This is a genomic window from Serratia sp. B501 (genome assembly GCF_051172315.1).
Classification (GTDB): Bacteria; Pseudomonadota; Gammaproteobacteria; order Enterobacterales; family Enterobacteriaceae; genus Serratia; species Serratia ureilytica.
The window spans coordinates 1,107,059-1,123,149 of record NZ_JBPIZB010000001.1 but is presented as its reverse complement, the minus strand read 5'-3'; the positions used below and the strand labels follow the sequence as shown (position 1 = coordinate 1,123,149).

Below are 16,091 nucleotides of genomic sequence, written 5' to 3'. Positions count from 1 at the left end.
GCGTGAAAACGGCAGGCGGCGGTATGGCGGGAATAGTGCGCGTAAAACAGGGCGAGACCTATCGGATAACGCCGAAAGCGTCAGCGCCGTAATCGCAGCGCCAAGAGGATCACGCCGGCCAGGCAGGCTGCGCCTCCCAACAGCGGGAACAGCGGAATGCCCCACAGCCGCAGCGACGAATGCATCAGATAAGGCGCCAGCCCCAGGGCAAAAGCGGCGGTGACCATGGCGATGGCCAGGGTAACGGCGCTGCGCTCCAGCGCTTTGCTCAACTGACCGAGGTTCTTGACGTTAATGTCGGCATTGAGCTGCCCGCGTTTCAGGCGGCGCACCAACAGCCGCAGGGTTTGCGGCAGCTCCTCTCCGGCGTCGAGCGCTTCCCCGCCCAGGGCCAAGAGTCGTTGGCGCACGGCGTCAGGGGCATAGCGTTGCAGCACCGTTTGTTGCAGCATCGGTTTGAGCGTGGCGACGATGTCAAAGGCCGGATCCAGCCGGTGCAGCACGCCGTCGGCGGTGATTAAGGCCTTGAACAGCAGCACCAGATCCGGCGGCAGCGCCAGCTGGTGCTCACGCGCCATCACCAACAGGTCAGTGAGGGCTTTGCCGAGCGTTAGGGAGGCGGCGGCCTGCTTGTCGAGAAAGTTTTGCGCCGCCAGCTCCAGGTCCATCAGATCCAGCGGTTCGCTGTCCGACCAGGCGATCAGCGTGTTGACGATGCCTTCGGACTGACGATCGGCGATGGCCTGCAGCAGCAGGAGCAACTGGTTACGCCGCCGTTCGGACAGCTGGCCCACCATGCCGAAGTCGATGAAGCCGACGCGATCGCCGCTCAGCGCCATCACGTTGCCGGGGTGCGGATCGGCGTGATACAGCCGGTGCTCCAGCACCATGCTCATAAAGGCGCGGGCGCCGCGCCGCGCCAGCAGCGGGCCGTCAAATCCCGCTTCCGCCAACTGCCGGGGGTTCTCCGGCGCGGTGCCGGGCAAGTATTCCTGCACTAACAGACGCGGGGAAGACCATTGCCAATAGATTTTCGGCACGACCACGTCGGGTTCACGCGCAAACATGCCGGCGACGCGATCGCAGTTATGCCCTTCATGGGTCAAATCCAGTTCATGATTGAGCGCCGTCGCCAGCGCTCTGACCATCTGCCGTGGTCGATAGCGCGCCAGCGCCTGACTCTGCTGCTCCACGGTTTCCGCCAGCGAGGCCAGCAGCCGCAGATCGGCGTGAATGGTTTTTGCCAGGCCGGGGCGCAGCACTTTCACCACCACCTGTTCGCCGCTGTGCAGGCGTGCGCGGTAGATTTGCGCCATCGACGCCGCGGCCAGCGGTGTGCGATCGAATTCGGCAAACAGCTGCTCGGGATCATCCCCGAGATCGGCGATGATCTGGGGTGCCAGCATTTCCCATGGCAACACCGCCGCCTGGCTGTGCAGGCGATCCAGTTCGTCGGTCCAGGCCGGATCCAGCAGGTCAGAACGCGTGGCCAGGATCTGGCCGAATTTGACGAAGGTTGGGCCGAGCGCCTCGAGCGCTTCGCGCAGCCGCTGAGGAAGGGGCTGCGCGCTCTGCCGGGCGGGCTCACTGCGGGCGCCACGCAGCAACGCCCCCAGGCCCAGCAGGCGCAGAACGTCTTGCAAACCATAACGAATCAGAACGGAAGTAATTTCCTTCAGCCGCGCCCGATCGCGAGCGGTGGCGAGCACCATTTTCAGCATCAGTACGCCATATCCTTTTTGTGACTGTCGAACGTTATTGTTCCATATCCAGCAGCAACGGCACTTCGCTGCGCTGCGCCATGCGGTTGCGGTAGGCTTCCACGTTGTCCGGCAGGGCAACCCCGGCGACGATCGACAATGAGCGCAGCAGCGGGAACAGATGAATATCGTCCTCAGAAAGCTCGCCGTTCACGGCGTCGGCGGAGACGATCAGCGGTGACAGCGTTTGTAGGTCGGCCTCCAGTTCGGCGATCAGATCGGCGCTGTTGGCGAGATGCTCGGCGAAATCACCTATTGACGCCTGCTTTTTATCGATAAAGTAACGGCGGGCGCTGTCGGTGGCAAATTCTTCGAAATCGGCATGCGCAATACGCGGCAACAGCAATTTGGCCGCATAACTGTCGACCCGGCGCAACCACTCGGTGATGGCCGGGTTGGTGCGGCCGGTCAGCACCGGTTTGCCGTCCAAGCCATCGATATAGCGCACGATATCCAGGCTTTCCGGCATTGCTTCGCCGTCGTCTTTGATCAGGATCGGCACCATTTTTTTGCCAATCAGATTAAACGGGGTCGTCTCATCGTCGTTGAGCAACGTGACCAGGCGAATCGGCAGATGTTTCAGGCCGAAAATCATGCGGGCTTTAACGCAGAATGGGCAATGATCGTAAATGAACAGTTTCATGCTTGCTCCGGGTTGTCAGGTTTTAACAGCAATAGTTACCACAGCTTATCGAGGCTGTCTTGAAACGCGTGTGTTGGATGGTGCGTTATTGCGATATTGCCCGCGTAACAGGCGCGGGCGAGGGGTGCTATTTCTTGACCGGTACCGAGTTGAGCACATCGATCAGGTGAATGCGGGCTTGTTCCAAATCGATCTGATCGCGTTCGTTGGCGGCGGTGACGACCTGCAGCTGTTTGATAATATCGTTTTTCAGGCCGGCGTCGCTGGCGAGGATATGCGCCAGCGCCTTTTCCACCAGGGTGGAGCGCGCATAAATCATGCGCAAGTTCAGTATCATATGTTCGAGTAGTTGCGGTAATTTGGCTTCTTCGCTCATGCCGACGGGCTCCTGTGGGTGTTTTTACTAACAGGATAGCAGCTGTTGCCGATTCGGCCGGATTTCTATGGCGTTAGCCGCCGCGCAGTATCACCGACGCGTTGCGCCGCGGGTTGAATTGCCAGTACAGCGCCAGCAGCGTGGCGAAGCCTACGGCGCCGAGCAGCAGCCAGGGCAGCTCCGGCATGTTCATCATCCGCCCGGTATCGTACATCCAACCGCCGCCGGTATATCCCAACGCACCGCCCAACGCCAGCCCGAGGCGGCTGAAGCCCATGTAGCTGCCGCGCGCCCGCGGATCGGCCAGCGACGCGCTGAGCGTTTCGCGCGCCGGCTCGGCGATGATCGAACCCAGATAGAAACAGCAGATCAGCGTGAACACGCCTTGCAGGCTGCTGGCAAGGCCGATCGGCAGCAGGCTGAGCGTCATCAGCAGCAGGCCCGCCATCAGGCGTTGTTCAAGCCGAAAATGTTTTTCACCCCAACGCGCCAGCGGATAGAGCAGCGACAGCGACAGCGCCGCTTCGATCGCGTACATCCATTTCACCGCCGCCGGTGAGCCGGCAATTTCATTGACCACGATCGGCAGCATCAGCATCACCTGTACCGCCAGCATATAGTAGCCGGTCAGCGTCAGGACATAGGTGAGGAAGCGGCGATCGCGCACGACCCGCAACATGCCTTCTTTCATCGGCACGCGCACGGTGGAGATGCGATAAGCCGGCAGTAACCAGGCGTTCCAGCCGGCGGCCAGCACGAAGATCGCCGCCCCGACCCAGCAGACAAAGTGGAAATCGTATTGCAGCAGCCAACTGCCGATCAGCGCGCCGACTACCGCGCCGGCGCTGTCCTGCATCATCAACAGCGAGAAAAAGCGGCCGCGTTCGTGCGGACGGGTCAGTTTGATCACCAAAGCGGTGCGCGGCGGATCGAACAGCGTGCCGCCGAGGGCCGACAGCGCGCAGGAGAACCACAGGATCCACGGCGCATCGGCCATCGCCATGGTGGCGAAACCGGCGGCGCGCAACAGCATGCCGGTGACGATCATCGGCTTGGCGCCAAAGCGATCGGCGACCGCGCCGCCAAAGATGCCGAGCCCTTGTTGCAGCAACTGACGCAAACCCAGCGCGATACCGACGATCAGCGCCGCCCATCCCAGTTGATCGACGAAGCGGATCGAAATAAGCGGGAACACGACAAAGAAGCCTAAAACCACCAGCAGGTTGTCGAGCAACAGAAAATATTTACCCAAGCTGCGCGCTTGCGACACCAGAGACATGCATCACCATGAGCAATTAAGAGAGAGGGGGAAGGCAACCCCACCATTCTCTACCCAATTGGCGGACGGCGACAGGGGCGGAGTAGATAATATTTTTTTATCGTCAAGGTGTTACCTGAACTGCAAAATTGGCGGAAAAACGCCGTAAAACGCGTATTCGGCGATTTACTGAGCGGCCGGTATTTTACCTCGGGGGCGGCCTACGGTTATATTGAATGCAAGGGAGCGCGGTTCTGAGGCGCTATTGGCAACATAAAGTCATGGCCTCAGATCGGCGTCGGATAATTATCCACGAGGCTTCCTAATAAATACTTCTTATCGAACCGTTTTGACCGCGGGGGAAATGATGTTCGGCTACCGCTCTGCATCGCCAAAAGTACGTCTTACTACCGACCGGATGGTGGTCCGTTTAGTGCATGAACGGGACGCCTATCGTCTGGCGGACTATTATGCCGAGAACCGGACCTTTCTCAAACCCTGGGAGCCGGTGCGCGATGAAAGCCATTGTTATCCGTCCGGCTGGCAGGCGCGCCTGGGGATGATCGCTGAAATGCAAAAGCAGGGCAGCGCCTACTATTTTATCCTGCTCGATCCGGAAGAGCAGGAAGTCCGCGGCGTGGCGAACTTCAGCAACGTGTTGCGCGGTTCGTTTCACGCCTGCTTCCTCGGTTATTCGCTGGGGGAGAAATGGCAGGGGCAGGGGTTGATGTTCGAAGCCTTGCAGTCCGCCATCCGCTATATGCTGCGCCAACAGCGCATGCACCGCATCATGGCCAACTATATGCCGCATAACCAGCGCAGCGGCGCATTGCTGACGCGTCTGGGATTCGAACGCGAAGGTTACGCCAAAGATTACCTGCTGATCGACGGCAAGTGGCAAGACCACGTTTTGACGGCATACACCAATAAAGAGTGGCTACCCCCACGTTGAGGCCAAACGATGAAATATGAATTGAACGCCAAAGAGGCCCGGGTCATCGGCTGCCTGTTGGAAAAACAGGTGACGACGCCGGACCAATACCCGCTTTCGCTTAACGCCATTACCCTGGCCTGTAACCAAAAGACCAACCGCGAGCCGGTGATGGATCTGAGCGAAAGCGAGGTGCAGCAACTCCTCGATCTGTTGCTGCGCAAACATTTCCTGCGCACCCTCAGCGGGTTCGGCAATCGGGTCGTGAAATACGAGCAGCGGTTTTGCAATTCCGAGTTTGGCCAGCTGAAGCTCTCTCCCGCCGAACTGGCGGTGATCGCCACCTTACTGCTGCGCGGCGCGCAAACGCCGGGCGAGCTGCGCACGCGCACCAACCGAATGCACGAGTTCAGCGATGTCAGCGAGGTCGAACAGGTGCTGCAGCAGTTGACCACGCGCGAAGACGGCCCGTTCGTGGTGCGCCTGGCGCGCGAGCCGGGCAAGCGCGAAAGCCGCTTCATGCATCTGTTCAGCGGGCCAATCGATGAGGCGCCGCCGGCGCTCGAGTCGGAGATCGACGGTGAATTGAGCGCCAGGGTCAGCGCGTTGGAAAACGACGTGGCGGAGCTGAAACGGCAGGTGCAGCAACTGTTGGTGAGGGAAACGCATGACTAAATTGCGCGTGGGCGTGGTGGGGCTGGGCAGCATCGCGCAGAAGGCCTACCTGCCGATCCTCAGTCAGGCGGCGGACTGGACGCTGGTGGGCGGCTTCTCGCCTAATCAACAGAAAGCGCAGCCGCTGTGCGACAGCTACCGCATGGCCTGTTTCCCTCGGCTGGACAGCTTGGCCGAACAGTGCGATGCGGTCTTTGTCCACAGCAGCACCGCCAGCCATTTTTCGGTCATTGGCGAGCTGCTTAACCGTGGCGTACATGTTTACGTCGATAAACCGCTGGCGGAAACGCTGGAGCAGGGCGAGCAGTTGCTTGAGCTGGCCGAGCGGCGGGGCAAAACGCTGATGGTGGGGTTCAACCGTCGTTTCGCGCCGCTTTACCGCCAACTCAAGCAGCAAATGAATCAGCCCGCCTCCATTCGCATGGATAAACATCGGGCGGACAGCGTCGGCCCTCACGATCTGCGCTTTACCCTGCTGGATGACTATCTGCACGTGGTGGACACCGCCCTGTGGCTGGCGGGCGGAGGCGAGCAACTGCTGAGCGGCAGCGTGCGCGCCAACGCTGCAGGCGAAATGCTGTACGCCGAGCACCACTTCGTCTGTGGCGATACGCTGGTGACGACCAGTATGCATCGCCGCGGCGGCAACCAGCGCGAAAGCGTGCAGGCGGTGACCGACGGCGCGCGGTATCAGTTGACCGATATGCGGCACTGGCTGCGCGAAGATGCGCAGGGCGAGTTGGAACAGCCGGTGCCGGGTTGGCAAAGCACGCTGGTGCAACGCGGTTTCGACGGGGCGGTGCGGCATTTCCTCTGCGCCGTCGCCAATCAGAGCGCGCCGGAAACCGGCGGCGAGCAGGCGCTGGTTGCGCAGCGGGTGGTCGAGCGTTTGTTACGCGATAACTCTATGTAACATATGGCGGTAGCTATTCTTTTCCGGATGCGTAAACTGAGCCGATTGTTTCACTGACGCCTGCTGTTGCAGGCGTTGATATTTACGGTACCTATCAGACAACCACATGAACCTACTCAAATCCTTGGCTGCCGTCAGCTCGATGACGATGTTTTCGCGGGTGTTGGGCTTTGCCCGCGATGCGATCGTCGCGCGCGTGTTCGGGGCCGGCATGGCAACGGACGCCTTCTTCGTGGCGTTCAAACTTCCTAACCTGCTGCGTCGTATCTTTGCCGAAGGCGCATTTTCGCAGGCTTTCGTGCCGATCCTGGCGGAATATAAGAGCCAGCAGGGCGAGGAAGCGACGCGCACCTTTATCGCCTATGTTTCCGGGCTGTTGACGTTGGTGCTGGCGGTGGTGACGGTGCTGGGGATGCTGGCCGCGCCCTGGGTGATCTATATCACTGCGCCGGGCTTTACCGATACGCCCGACAAGTTTGCGCTGACGTCGGCGCTGCTGCGCATTACCTTCCCCTATATTCTATTGATTTCGCTGGCCTCGCTGGTGGGGGCGATCCTCAATACCTGGAACCGTTTCTCGATCCCGGCCTTTGCGCCAACGCTGCTTAACGTCAGCATGATCGGCTTCGCGCTGTTCGCCGCGCCGTATTTCCACCCGCCGGTGCTGGCGCTGGCGTGGGCGGTGGTGGTCGGCGGCGTGCTGCAACTGGGCTATCAGCTGCCGCACCTGCGCAAGATCGGCATGCTGGTGCTGCCGCGCATCAAATTGGGCGACGCCGGGGTCTGGCGGGTGATGCGCCAGATGGGGCCGGCGATCCTTGGGGTGTCGGTCAGCCAGATCTCGCTGATCATCAACACGATCTTCGCATCGTTCCTGGTGTCCGGCTCGGTGTCCTGGATGTACTATGCCGACCGCCTGATGGAGTTTCCTTCCGGCGTGCTGGGCGTGGCATTGGGCACCATCCTGCTGCCGTCGCTGGCCAAAAGCTTCTCGAGCGGCAACCACGACGAGTATTCGCGCCTGATGGATTGGGGGCTGCGCCTGTGCTTCCTGCTGGCGCTGCCGAGCGCCATCGCGCTGGGTATTTTGGCCAAACCGTTGACCGTCTCGCTGTTCCAGTACGGCAAGTTCAGCGCCTTTGACGCGACGATGACGCAACGCGCGCTGGTGGCTTACTCGGTGGGGCTGATGGGGCTGATCGTGGTTAAGGTGCTGGCGCCGGGCTTTTATTCGCGTCAGGACATCAAAACGCCGGTCAAGATCGCCATCATTACGCTGATCATGACGCAGGTGATGAACCTGGCGTTTATCGGTCCGCTGAAGCATGCCGGCCTGGCGCTGTCGATCGGTTTGGCGGCCTGCCTGAACGCCGCGCTGCTGTATTGGCAGCTGCGCAAGCAGAAAATCTTCCAGCCACAGCCGGGTTGGGCGCTGTTCCTCACCAAGCTGGTGATTGCCGTGCTGGTGATGTCGGCGGTGTTGATTGGCTTGATGTGGCTGATGCCGGCCTGGGATCAGGGCAACATGCTGGAGCGTTTGCTGCGCTTGGCGGCGGTGGTGGTGGCCGGTGTGGTAGCCTACTTCGGCGTGCTGGCCGGGTTGGGTTTCCGCCCGCGTGATTTCGCGCGCCGGGTCGTCTGAGCCGAGTGAAAGTGTAAAAAAAAAGGTCGCCACGGCGACCTTTTTGCTTTTCTGCGCGGCGCGGTTTACATGCGCTCGACGGTTTCGATGCCCAGCGTATCCAGGCCGGTTTTCAGCGTTTTGGCGGTCAGCAGCGCCAGCTTCAGGCGGCTCTGACGGGCTTCTTCGCTGTCGGCGTTGAGGATCTGGCAGTGCTCGTAGAAGCCGGAGAACAAGCCGGCCAGATCGTACAGGTAGCTGCACATGACGTGCGGCGTGCCTTCACGCGCGACGGCGGTGAGCACCTCTTCGAACTGCAGCAGGCGAGTGGCCAGCGCAATTTCACGCTCTTCGGTCAGGGTCAGCGGCAGCGTCAGGCTGCTTTCGTCGATCCCGGCGCGTTTGAATACCGATGCCACACGGGTATAGGCGTATTGCATGTAAGGCGCGGTATTGCCTTCGAAGGCCAGCATGTTATCCCAGTCGAAAACATAGTCGGTGGTGCGGCTTTTCGACAGATCGGCGTATTTCACCGCGCCGATACCGACCACGCGAGCGATGGTCTTCATTTCGTCTTCCGGCATGTCCGGGTTTTTGCCGGCGATCAGCTGTTCGGCGCGTTCGATGGCTTCATCCAGCAGATCGGAGAGCTTCACGGTGCCGCCTGAGCGGGTTTTGAACGGCTTGCCGTCTTTGCCCAGCATCATGCCGAACATGTGATGTTCCAGCGAGACGGACTCCGGCACATAACCGGCTTTGCGCACGATGGTCCAGGCCTGCATCAGGTGCTGATGCTGGCGGGAATCGATGTAATACAGCACGCGATTGGCGCCCAGGGTCTCGTAGCGATACTTGGCGCAGGCGATATCGGTGGTGGTATAGAGGTAGCCGCCATCCTTTTTCTGGATGATGACGCCCATCGGGTCGCCGTCCTTGTTCTGGTATTCGTCGAGGAACACCACGGTGGCGCCTTCGCTTTCCACCGCCAGCCCTTTGGCTTTCAGATCGGCGACGATGCCCGGCAGCATCGCGTTATACAGGCTTTCGCCCATCACGTCGTCTTCGGTCAGCGTGACGTTCAGGCGGTTATAGGTCAGCTGGTTTTGCGCCATGGTGATGTCGACCAGCTTGCGCCACATTTTCAGGCAGTATTGATCGCCGCCCTGCAGCTTCACGACGTAAGCGCGTGCGCGCTCGGCGAACTCGGCGTCTTCATCGTAATGCTTCTTGGCTTCGCGGTAGAACTGCTCGAGATCGGACAAGCCCATATCGCTGGCGTTTTCATTCTGCATTTTTTCCAGGTAGGCAATCAGCATGCCGAACTGGGTGCCCCAGTCGCCGACGTGGTTGGCGCGGATCACTTTATGGCCCAGAAACTCCTGAGTACGCGCTGCGGCGTCGCCGATGATGGTGGAGCGCAGGTGGCCGACGTGCATTTCTTTCGCCACGTTCGGCGCGGAATAGTCGATAACGATGGTTTGCGGTTCAACCGGCGCAATGCCCAATTTCGGTGCGTTCAGCACCTGGTCGGCCTGGCGGGCGACCCAGTCGCTGTTCAGGAAGATATTGATAAAGCCGGGGCCGGCGATTTCCACTTTACTGGCGACGTCGCCGAGATCCAGCAGTTGCACCACTTTTTCCGCCAGCTGACGGGGCGGCATGCCCAGCTTTTTGGCGACTGACATCACGCCGTTGGCCTGGTAATCACCAAACTGCGCCTTGGCGGATGGGCGGACCTGCGCTTCGCAATCGGCTGGCGCGCCAGCGGCGATCAGCGCCTGGCTGACTTTATCTGAAAGAAGAACCTGAATATTCACCGGGTTACCTTAATGACGAACGAGGGGCCGAAACCAGCCCCCGAGGGATTCAACGGTGGTGGCCAACGGCGCGCGGGCGGCGGCGACCTCCACAAAACAGCCTGCAATTGTAACCGATCTGAGGGAGCCCGTCAGCAGTTGGCGCGACCGCAGCGATGAAACAGTTGCGGAGGCGCGCGTTATTGCCGTGGGGATAAAAGATGGACAACCGAGAGAAGATATACGGTGGAAAAAATGAGGGACTAGCGTTTTTTATTGCGGCGACCGGAATCCAGCGTATTGGTGCTGCGAGATTTAAAATGACGGTAGATGGCGTATACGGCGATAATTATCAACACCAAGGATATCGTCAGCAATAACATAATGATCATCTCTAATTTAAATTTCCCCCAAAGTAGCCGAGTTGAGTGGGTGAATCAATTGCCCGGCATTAAATTAAGATAATCCTTAGTTTTCCATCATTTTTTGCGCGGCATTCTCTTTGTTTACAATTGGTTAAACTTCATGTTTTGTGTGACTTATATAAGTGGGTGAGGTTTGATTAAGCGAAAAAAATCAATCGATTTAGCCCGCAGGTGGCGGAGGGTTTTGTGCAAAATAACTTAAATCTTACTGTCATAAGGAAATGATATAATGGCCTGCGAAAAATCCTATTTTTTATTTAATTGCCGAATTAATAAGCTGCCATCTCAATAAGCGCTGGGTTTTTCGTCCCCCATCCAGAACCGAAAATTATGCTGTACTGCCGCTGAAAAATCTCGCCACTCTGGCGAGCGCCGTCGCCACCGTGTAAATTACGGCCTTTAACTTTGCGCTCGTTGTTTTGAGGTTTCTATGACCAATCCCTTGCAGGCCATTGCCGAGCTTGACGATCTGAGGCTCGACCTGCCGCGTTTCGAGCAGGCGTTGCAACAATTCGCCGCCAGATTGCAGCTTGACCTGTCCTCGTTTACCGCCGATCACATTTCCTTGCGCTGTCACCAGAACGCTACCGCCGAACGCTGGCGCCAGGGATTGATGCAGTGCGGGACACTGTTGTCCGAATCGATGATCAACGGGCGGCCTATCTGTCTGTTTGATTTACAGCAGCCGCTGGCCATGGGGCCGTGGCGGATAGATTGCGTCGAGCTGCCGTATCCCGGGGAGAAACGGTATCCGCATGAAGGGTGGGAACATGTCGAGCTAGTGCTGAGCGGCGATCCGCAGACGTTGCACGCCCGTGCGTTGAGCCATCTCGCTGATGAAGCGTTGCTGGCGCCGGGGATCAAACTGAAGCAAAGCTCGCCAAAAGGCGAGGGCGAGCGGTTGCCGAACCCGACGCTGGCCATCACCGATGGAACGGTCACGATCAAGTTTCATCCTTACTCCATTCGGGACATTGTCGCCAGCGAGCAAGGCTAGTCGAACAGCGTGGCGCAGGCCCGCGCCATGCGATCGAGCGCTTCATCGAGCAGAGCCCGCCGGCAACCGAAGTTCAGTCGTACAAAGCGCCGATCGCCGAAATCCAAACCGGCGCTTAATCCAACGCCCGCGCGCTCGAAGAACTGATGCGGATTGTCCACCGGCAACGCGCCGCAGTCGATCCAGGCCAAATAGGTGGCTTCAATCGGCAACAACTTCAATCCCGGCATGGCGTTGATGCGCTCTGTCACCCGATCGCGATTGGCGCGCAGATAAATCAACTGCTCGTCCAGCCAGGGTTGCCCGTATTGATAGGCCGCCTGGGCGGCGACCAGCGCCAGCAGATTGACCTCCGGCACGATGCCGCTGCGCGCGCGTTTCAGCTTTTGTCGCAGCGCCTCATTAGGGACGATCGCTATCGAGGCGCCCAGCCCGGCGAGATTAAACGCCTTTGACGGCGACATCAGCGTCACGCTGCGTTGGGCCGCGTCTTCGTTCAGGGTGGCGAAAGGAATATGCCGTGCGCCGGGTTCAAGCAGCAATTCGCAGTGGATTTCATCCGAACAGACGATTAAATCGTGCTCGCGGGCGAACTGATGGTGCTGCGACAGCTCTTCTCGACGATAAACGGTGCCTCCGGGATTTTGCGGGTTGCACAGCAGCAGGAGCTTCTCATTGCCGCTGAGCTGCCCATGCAGCGCGGAAAAATCCAGCACCCAACGTTGGCCTGTTGCCGCCAGCGGTACCGAGAGGTGCTTGCGCCCGGCGAATTTGGCCGCTTTGCGAAATGGCGGATAAATGGGGCTGGGCGCGAGCGTGCTCTGATGGTCTTCGGTGAAGGCGCGCACGCACAGGTTTAAGCCGCACACCAGGCCGGGCAGGAAAAGGATCCATTCAGGCTTGATGTGCCAGCGGTAGCGCTCTACCATGCGGCGGGTAAAAACCTCAAGAAGATCGGGGGATGGGTGCGTGTAGCCGAACACGCCGTGCGCCACGCGCCGCTGCAAGGCGTCGATGACCGCCGGCGGGGAGGCGAAGTCGCTGTCGGCGACCCACAGCGGAATGATGTCGCTGTCGCGATATTTATCCCACTTAACGCTGTCACTGTGACTGCGGTCTACCCATTGATCAAAATTGAATGCCATAGTTACAACCCTGAGCCGGTTTATGCCTAAGCATGAGCCTACGTGAGAAATGAAGAAATGAACAATTGCCGCCGTATGTTGGCCGTTATCTGGGGGTGACAATGATAAAACTGGAAGTTTGTTGCTTTAGCGTCGACTGCGCGCTAACGGCCGAACGGGCGGGCGCCGATCGTATCGAGTTATGCGCCAGCCAGAGCGAGGGCGGATTGACGCCGAGTTATGGCACGCTGCGTTTGGCGCGGGAACGGGTTTCGATTCCGGTTCATCCGATCGTACGCCCTCGCGGTGGCGATTTCTGTTATGGCGCGGTGGATTTCGAGGTGATCAAGCAGGATATCCGCCAGATCCGCGAGTTGGGATTCCCCGGCGTGGTCGTCGGCATGCTGGACGAAGAAGGGCATATCGATCTGCCGCGGATGCGCGAGGTAATGACGTTGTGCGAGGGGATGGCCGTCACGTTCCATCGCGCATTCGACATGTGTCAAAACCCGATGGTGGCGCTGGAGCAACTAACCGACCTGGGCGTGGCGCGCATTCTGACTTCCGGTCAACAGCAGAGCGCCGAACTGGGCCTGCCGCTGTTGCGTGATTTGCGTCAGGCCAGCCAGGGCCCGGTGATCATGGCGGGCGCCGGCGTGCGTCTGAGCAATTTGCACAAGTTTGTCGATATCGGCCTGCATGAATTGCACAGCTCTTCCGGCCATCTGGTGCCATCGACCATGCGTTATCGCAAGGCGGGGGTCACCATGTGTTCCGATAACGAGTTTGACGAATTTAGCCATTATTGCGTGGATGGCGAAATGGTGGAGGCGATGAAAAACGCGCTGGCCTTGGTTGACCCCTTGGCGCAAAGCGCATAAACACGCAGCTAACCGCGTTTGATAACCGGTTTCCGGGCCGTAAGACCCCTTTGCGTGTCACTGAGCCTTCGGCGATCACGCAAGTACCAGGCCCCGGCGTTTTGCCGGGGCTTTTTTTATGCCTTGTTAAGACACCGCGCCCGTTCCTGCGCTGTTTATCGGTCGGTCAGGCGCCATCTCTTCTCTTGCGCTCGTCATGCCCTGCTGATAAGTTTATGAGTTAAAATCCTTTAAATATCATAATATTAAATGATTTTTTGGTATGTATTGGCGTGGTGAATGATTTGCGCTCTGCCGTTCATTATCGCGTCTGCATTTTATACCTATTCACCGCCGGTTTTTATGGCCGGAACATCACAGCACCAATGAGGAGAGCCGTCGGCGCAGCCACAGAGCACGTCGACGGCGGACTTTACAAGGAGATAACGATAATGACCCGAACGGCACACTGTTTGACCGCTGCGCTTTTGCTGACCTTGGCCCTGACCGGCTGCCAGACCACCAAGCGGCCTGTTTCTACCTTAAGTAAGCCCCCCAGCGCAGAAGAAATTGCGGAGCAAGACAAACGGCAACGTGAGGCCGAACGCATGCAGCAGTGCCAGCGCGAGCTGGATGCCATGCGCGGCATGGATAACGAAAAATACCAAAAATTCAAACGCGAATTCGATGCTTTGATGGGCGGCGCCGCGCAGTATGCCGGGGTGCGTCAGCGGGTCAACACGGGGACGCAGGAAACCGTTGACGCCCTGTATCGTTATCGCACCAGCCGTCTGTGCGCAGACATCAGTTCTGCCATGATGACCGGTCTGGCTGAGCGTGGAGAGCGCACCCAATGACCCCGCGTGCGAGAAAGGCGTTACTGAGCCTGATGATACCGTTGGCGTTTGCGCCGGCGGTGGCCGCTGCGGATGGCGATGTGCCGGCGTTATTGCAGTTTGCCGAGCGCTACCAGCGGCAGGATGCACCGGCAGCGGAGGCTGATGCCGCCGTCACGCAACCCCAGGCCCCCCAGAAGTCGGCATCCCGCCGGGTTCAAACGCGTGAGGCGACGGCGCAGAAGCAGCAGCTGGCGCAGTGGCAAAAGGCGCTGCGCGAGAAAGATGCCCGACTGGAGCAACAGCAGGCTTCCATTCAATCTCTGCAGCAGGAGCTGACCGCGTTGCGCGTCGCGTCTTCCCTGGCGGCTGCCGATAAACCGGCTCCGGCGCCCGATCTGAGCGCGTTGAGCGACTTTGCCAGCGGCGTGCGGCAGGCGCTGAACCTGACGCCGCAGGAGCGTAAGGCTCAGGCGCAAATCGCCGAGGCGCAAGCGGCGTTAGCGCGGCAAAAGCAGCAAACCGAGGAGCGGGATCGACACATCGCATCGCTGGAGCAACGGTTGGCGGCGTTGCCAAAACAGTCTGATAACGCGCAGCAACAGGTTTGGCAGGAGAAACTGACGGCGGCGCAGGCTGCCAACGATAAAGCGCGCCAGCGTTATGAACAGGACCGAAAAGCGGCCGCCGCTGAACTGGAACAGCAGAAGGCCGAAGCCGCCAAGGCGCTCGGCGTACTGCAACAACAATTGGCGCAGTTGCAAAAAGAGCAGGAAAGCCAACGCCAGCAGGGTGGGCAGCAAGAGAAAAACCTGAAGGCGGCGCTGGAGCAACAAAAGGCCGAGGCCGCCAAAGCGGCGGGCGAACTTCAACAGCAGTTGGCAGCGCTGCAAAAAGAGCGTGATGACCAACGCCAGCAGGCCGAGCAGCAAGAGAAAAAACCGAAGATGGCGCTGGAGCAGCAAAAGGCCGAGGCCGCCAAAGCGGCGGGTGAACTTCAGCAGCAGCTGGCGCAGCTGCAGGAAAAAAACAAGACGCAAACCGAGCAGGCTAAGGCGCTGGAACAGCGTCTGGCGGCGCTGACGGCGGAAAGCGCGCAGGCTGCGCAGCAACGGGATAAAGCGGCGCAACAGGCAGATAAAACGGCGACGGAGCTGGCGGCCGCGCATCAGGCGCAGCAAGCCTTGCGTGAGGAACTGGACGGGCTGAGATCGCGGGCCAAATGGCTGCCGGATAGGCAAGCGCTGAAGAAAAAGCCGGAGCAACAGAGCTATGCCGCCGGTGTCGCTTTGGGGCGCGATATTCAAACAATGCTGGCGGAACGTAAAAATTGGGGTATCACGCCCGACAAAACCGCGCTGCTGGCGGGCGTGATCGATACCTTCAACGGCCATTACCAGTTGAGCGATGCGCAGTTGACCAGCGCACTGGCGGAGTCGGAAAAAGCGGTGAACGATGCCAGAAACCAGGCTGCGAAGACGCAGGCCAGCAAAGGTGAGGCGTTCGTTGCCGAGTTCCAAAAGAAGAAGGGCACGCAGAAGTCGCCTTCCGGTTTCTGGTATCGCATCGATTATGCGGGTGATGAAGCCATTACAGAAAACGCGCGGGTGGATATCGTGGTGAAAGAAAGTTTAACCGACGGTCGCGTGATTCAGGATATGGATCGCAGTGGGAAGGTGATGTCCCAGCCGCTCTCCGCCTATCCGCCGTTGTTCCGCGAGGCTATCGGCCATCTGAAAAATCACGGCTCGCTGACGATGGTGGTGCCGCCGGCGTTGGCGTACGGTGAAACTGGCTATGCGCCGCAGATCCCGCCAAACGCGACGATGGTTTATGAACTGCGGATTGTCGATGTCAGTAACGGGTGAAGGCGGGC

15 protein-coding genes are annotated in these 16,091 nt (G+C 59.3%); 9 read left to right on the top strand and 6 right to left on the bottom strand.

Annotation, left to right across the window (positions count from 1 at the left end; all coding sequences use genetic code 11):
* Positions 1–80 precede the first annotated feature (80 nt).
* The 4 genes from ACSBQV_RS05520 to mdtH form a co-directional block, all read right to left on the bottom strand.
* On the bottom strand, positions 81–1,721 hold the full coding sequence (locus ACSBQV_RS05520; RefSeq protein ID WP_099785899.1) for an ABC1 kinase family protein: 1,641 nt from the start codon (positions 1,719–1,721) through the stop codon (positions 81–83).
* Between the two features lie 34 nt (positions 1,722–1,755).
* A complete protein-coding gene (grxB, locus tag ACSBQV_RS05515; RefSeq protein WP_099785897.1) occupies positions 1,756–2,403 on the bottom strand; it encodes a glutaredoxin 2 in 648 nt (215 codons plus the stop codon).
* A 127-nt stretch (positions 2,404–2,530) separates the two neighbouring features.
* Entirely contained in the window at positions 2,531–2,779 is a 249-nt protein-coding gene (locus ACSBQV_RS05510) for a hypothetical protein (RefSeq protein WP_033643371.1), read from the bottom strand.
* Positions 2,780–2,852: 73 nt separating this feature from the next.
* Positions 2,853–4,058, bottom strand: coding sequence for a multidrug efflux MFS transporter MdtH (gene mdtH, locus ACSBQV_RS05505; RefSeq protein WP_099785895.1), 1,206 nt, complete (start codon positions 4,056–4,058; stop codon positions 2,853–2,855).
* Positions 4,059–4,404: 346 nt separating this feature from the next.
* Between mdtH and rimJ the strand changes: the two genes are divergently transcribed.
* The 4 genes from rimJ (at position 4,405) to murJ (ending at position 8,198) form a co-directional block, all read left to right on the top strand.
* Positions 4,405–4,989 carry a ribosomal protein S5-alanine N-acetyltransferase gene (rimJ, locus tag ACSBQV_RS05500; RefSeq protein ID WP_033644290.1) on the top strand — a complete coding sequence of 195 codons (585 nt, stop codon included), beginning with the start codon at positions 4,405–4,407 and terminating at the stop codon, positions 4,987–4,989.
* Between the two features lie 9 nt (positions 4,990–4,998).
* Positions 4,999–5,643: a YceH family protein gene (locus ACSBQV_RS05495; protein WP_099785893.1), complete on the top strand. Its 645-nt coding sequence runs from the start codon at positions 4,999–5,001 to the stop codon at positions 5,641–5,643.
* A complete protein-coding gene (locus tag ACSBQV_RS05490; protein WP_099785891.1) occupies positions 5,636–6,556 on the top strand; it encodes a Gfo/Idh/MocA family protein in 921 nt (306 codons plus the stop codon). The genes ACSBQV_RS05495 and ACSBQV_RS05490 overlap by 8 nt, the downstream gene beginning before the upstream one ends.
* 106 nt (positions 6,557–6,662) lie before the next feature.
* The gene (gene murJ, locus ACSBQV_RS05485) at positions 6,663–8,198 is read left to right on the top strand and encodes a murein biosynthesis integral membrane protein MurJ (RefSeq protein ID WP_099785889.1); all 1,536 of its coding nucleotides are present in this window, start codon (positions 6,663–6,665) and stop codon (positions 8,196–8,198) included.
* 65 nt (positions 8,199–8,263) lie between these two features.
* Here murJ and argS read toward each other — a convergent pair whose 3' ends face one another.
* Positions 8,264–9,994 (bottom strand): arginine--tRNA ligase, encoded by a 1,731-nt coding sequence (gene argS / locus ACSBQV_RS05480; protein WP_033650942.1) that lies wholly within the window; start codon positions 9,992–9,994, stop codon positions 8,264–8,266.
* 200 nt (positions 9,995–10,194) lie between these two features.
* On the opposite strand from argS, the gene ACSBQV_RS05475 reads away from it, so the two are divergent.
* Together ACSBQV_RS05475 and ACSBQV_RS05470 are read left to right on the top strand one after the other, a co-directional pair.
* Positions 10,195–10,353, top strand: a complete 159-nt coding sequence (locus ACSBQV_RS05475) for a hypothetical protein (protein ID WP_154219869.1) — start codon at positions 10,195–10,197, stop codon at positions 10,351–10,353.
* A gap of 475 nt (positions 10,354–10,828) precedes the next feature.
* On the top strand, positions 10,829–11,395 hold the full coding sequence (locus ACSBQV_RS05470) for a VOC family protein (protein ID WP_099785887.1): 567 nt from the start codon (positions 10,829–10,831) through the stop codon (positions 11,393–11,395).
* On the opposite strand, the gene ACSBQV_RS05465 is transcribed toward ACSBQV_RS05470, so the two are convergent.
* Positions 11,392–12,540, bottom strand: coding sequence for a MalY/PatB family protein (locus ACSBQV_RS05465; protein ID WP_099785885.1), 1,149 nt, complete (start codon positions 12,538–12,540; stop codon positions 11,392–11,394). The genes ACSBQV_RS05470 and ACSBQV_RS05465 overlap by 4 nt on opposite strands.
* A gap of 101 nt (positions 12,541–12,641) precedes the next feature.
* On the opposite strand from ACSBQV_RS05465, the gene cutC reads away from it, so the two are divergent.
* The 3 genes from cutC to ACSBQV_RS05450 all read left to right on the top strand — a co-directional run bounded on the left by cutC (position 12,642) and on the right by ACSBQV_RS05450 (position 16,083).
* Positions 12,642–13,400 (top strand): copper homeostasis protein CutC, encoded by a 759-nt coding sequence (gene cutC / locus ACSBQV_RS05460; protein WP_033643362.1) that lies wholly within the window; start codon positions 12,642–12,644, stop codon positions 13,398–13,400.
* Positions 13,401–13,831: 431 nt separating this feature from the next.
* Positions 13,832–14,236, top strand: a complete 405-nt coding sequence (locus tag ACSBQV_RS05455) for a hypothetical protein (RefSeq protein WP_033643360.1) — start codon at positions 13,832–13,834, stop codon at positions 14,234–14,236.
* Positions 14,233–16,083 carry an FKBP-type peptidyl-prolyl cis-trans isomerase N-terminal domain-containing protein gene (locus ACSBQV_RS05450; protein ID WP_434991424.1) on the top strand — a complete coding sequence of 617 codons (1,851 nt, stop codon included), beginning with the start codon at positions 14,233–14,235 and terminating at the stop codon, positions 16,081–16,083. Before ACSBQV_RS05455 ends, ACSBQV_RS05450 begins: the two co-directional genes overlap by 4 nt.
* The last annotated feature ends 8 nt before the right edge of the window (positions 16,084–16,091 follow it).

Excerpts from the sequence above, each read along its gene's own strand:
- grxB (WP_099785897.1), bottom strand. The coding sequence starts at position 2,403 with ATGAAACTGTTCATTTACGATCATTGCCCATTCTGCGTTAAAGCCCGC.
- ACSBQV_RS05450 (WP_434991424.1), top strand. The coding sequence starts at position 14,233 with ATGACCCCGCGTGCGAGAAAGGCGTTACTGAGCCTGATGATACCGTTG.
- ACSBQV_RS05520 (WP_099785899.1), bottom strand. The coding sequence starts at position 1,721 with ATGCTGAAAATGGTGCTCGCCACCGCTCGCGATCGGGCGCGGCTGAAG.
- ACSBQV_RS05495 (WP_099785893.1), top strand. The coding sequence starts at position 4,999 with ATGAAATATGAATTGAACGCCAAAGAGGCCCGGGTCATCGGCTGCCTG.
- ACSBQV_RS05510 (WP_033643371.1), bottom strand. The coding sequence starts at position 2,779 with ATGAGCGAAGAAGCCAAATTACCGCAACTACTCGAACATATGATACTG.
- rimJ (WP_033644290.1), top strand. The coding sequence starts at position 4,405 with ATGTTCGGCTACCGCTCTGCATCGCCAAAAGTACGTCTTACTACCGAC.
- murJ (WP_099785889.1), top strand. The coding sequence starts at position 6,663 with ATGAACCTACTCAAATCCTTGGCTGCCGTCAGCTCGATGACGATGTTT.
- ACSBQV_RS05490 (WP_099785891.1), top strand. The coding sequence starts at position 5,636 with ATGACTAAATTGCGCGTGGGCGTGGTGGGGCTGGGCAGCATCGCGCAG.
- ACSBQV_RS05465 (WP_099785885.1), bottom strand. The coding sequence starts at position 12,540 with ATGGCATTCAATTTTGATCAATGGGTAGACCGCAGTCACAGTGACAGC.
- ACSBQV_RS05470 (WP_099785887.1), top strand. The coding sequence starts at position 10,829 with ATGACCAATCCCTTGCAGGCCATTGCCGAGCTTGACGATCTGAGGCTC.
- ACSBQV_RS05455 (WP_033643360.1), top strand. The coding sequence starts at position 13,832 with ATGACCCGAACGGCACACTGTTTGACCGCTGCGCTTTTGCTGACCTTG.
- cutC (WP_033643362.1), top strand. The coding sequence starts at position 12,642 with ATGATAAAACTGGAAGTTTGTTGCTTTAGCGTCGACTGCGCGCTAACG.
- mdtH (WP_099785895.1), bottom strand. The coding sequence starts at position 4,058 with ATGTCTCTGGTGTCGCAAGCGCGCAGCTTGGGTAAATATTTTCTGTTG.
- ACSBQV_RS05475 (WP_154219869.1), top strand. The coding sequence starts at position 10,195 with ATGGACAACCGAGAGAAGATATACGGTGGAAAAAATGAGGGACTAGCG.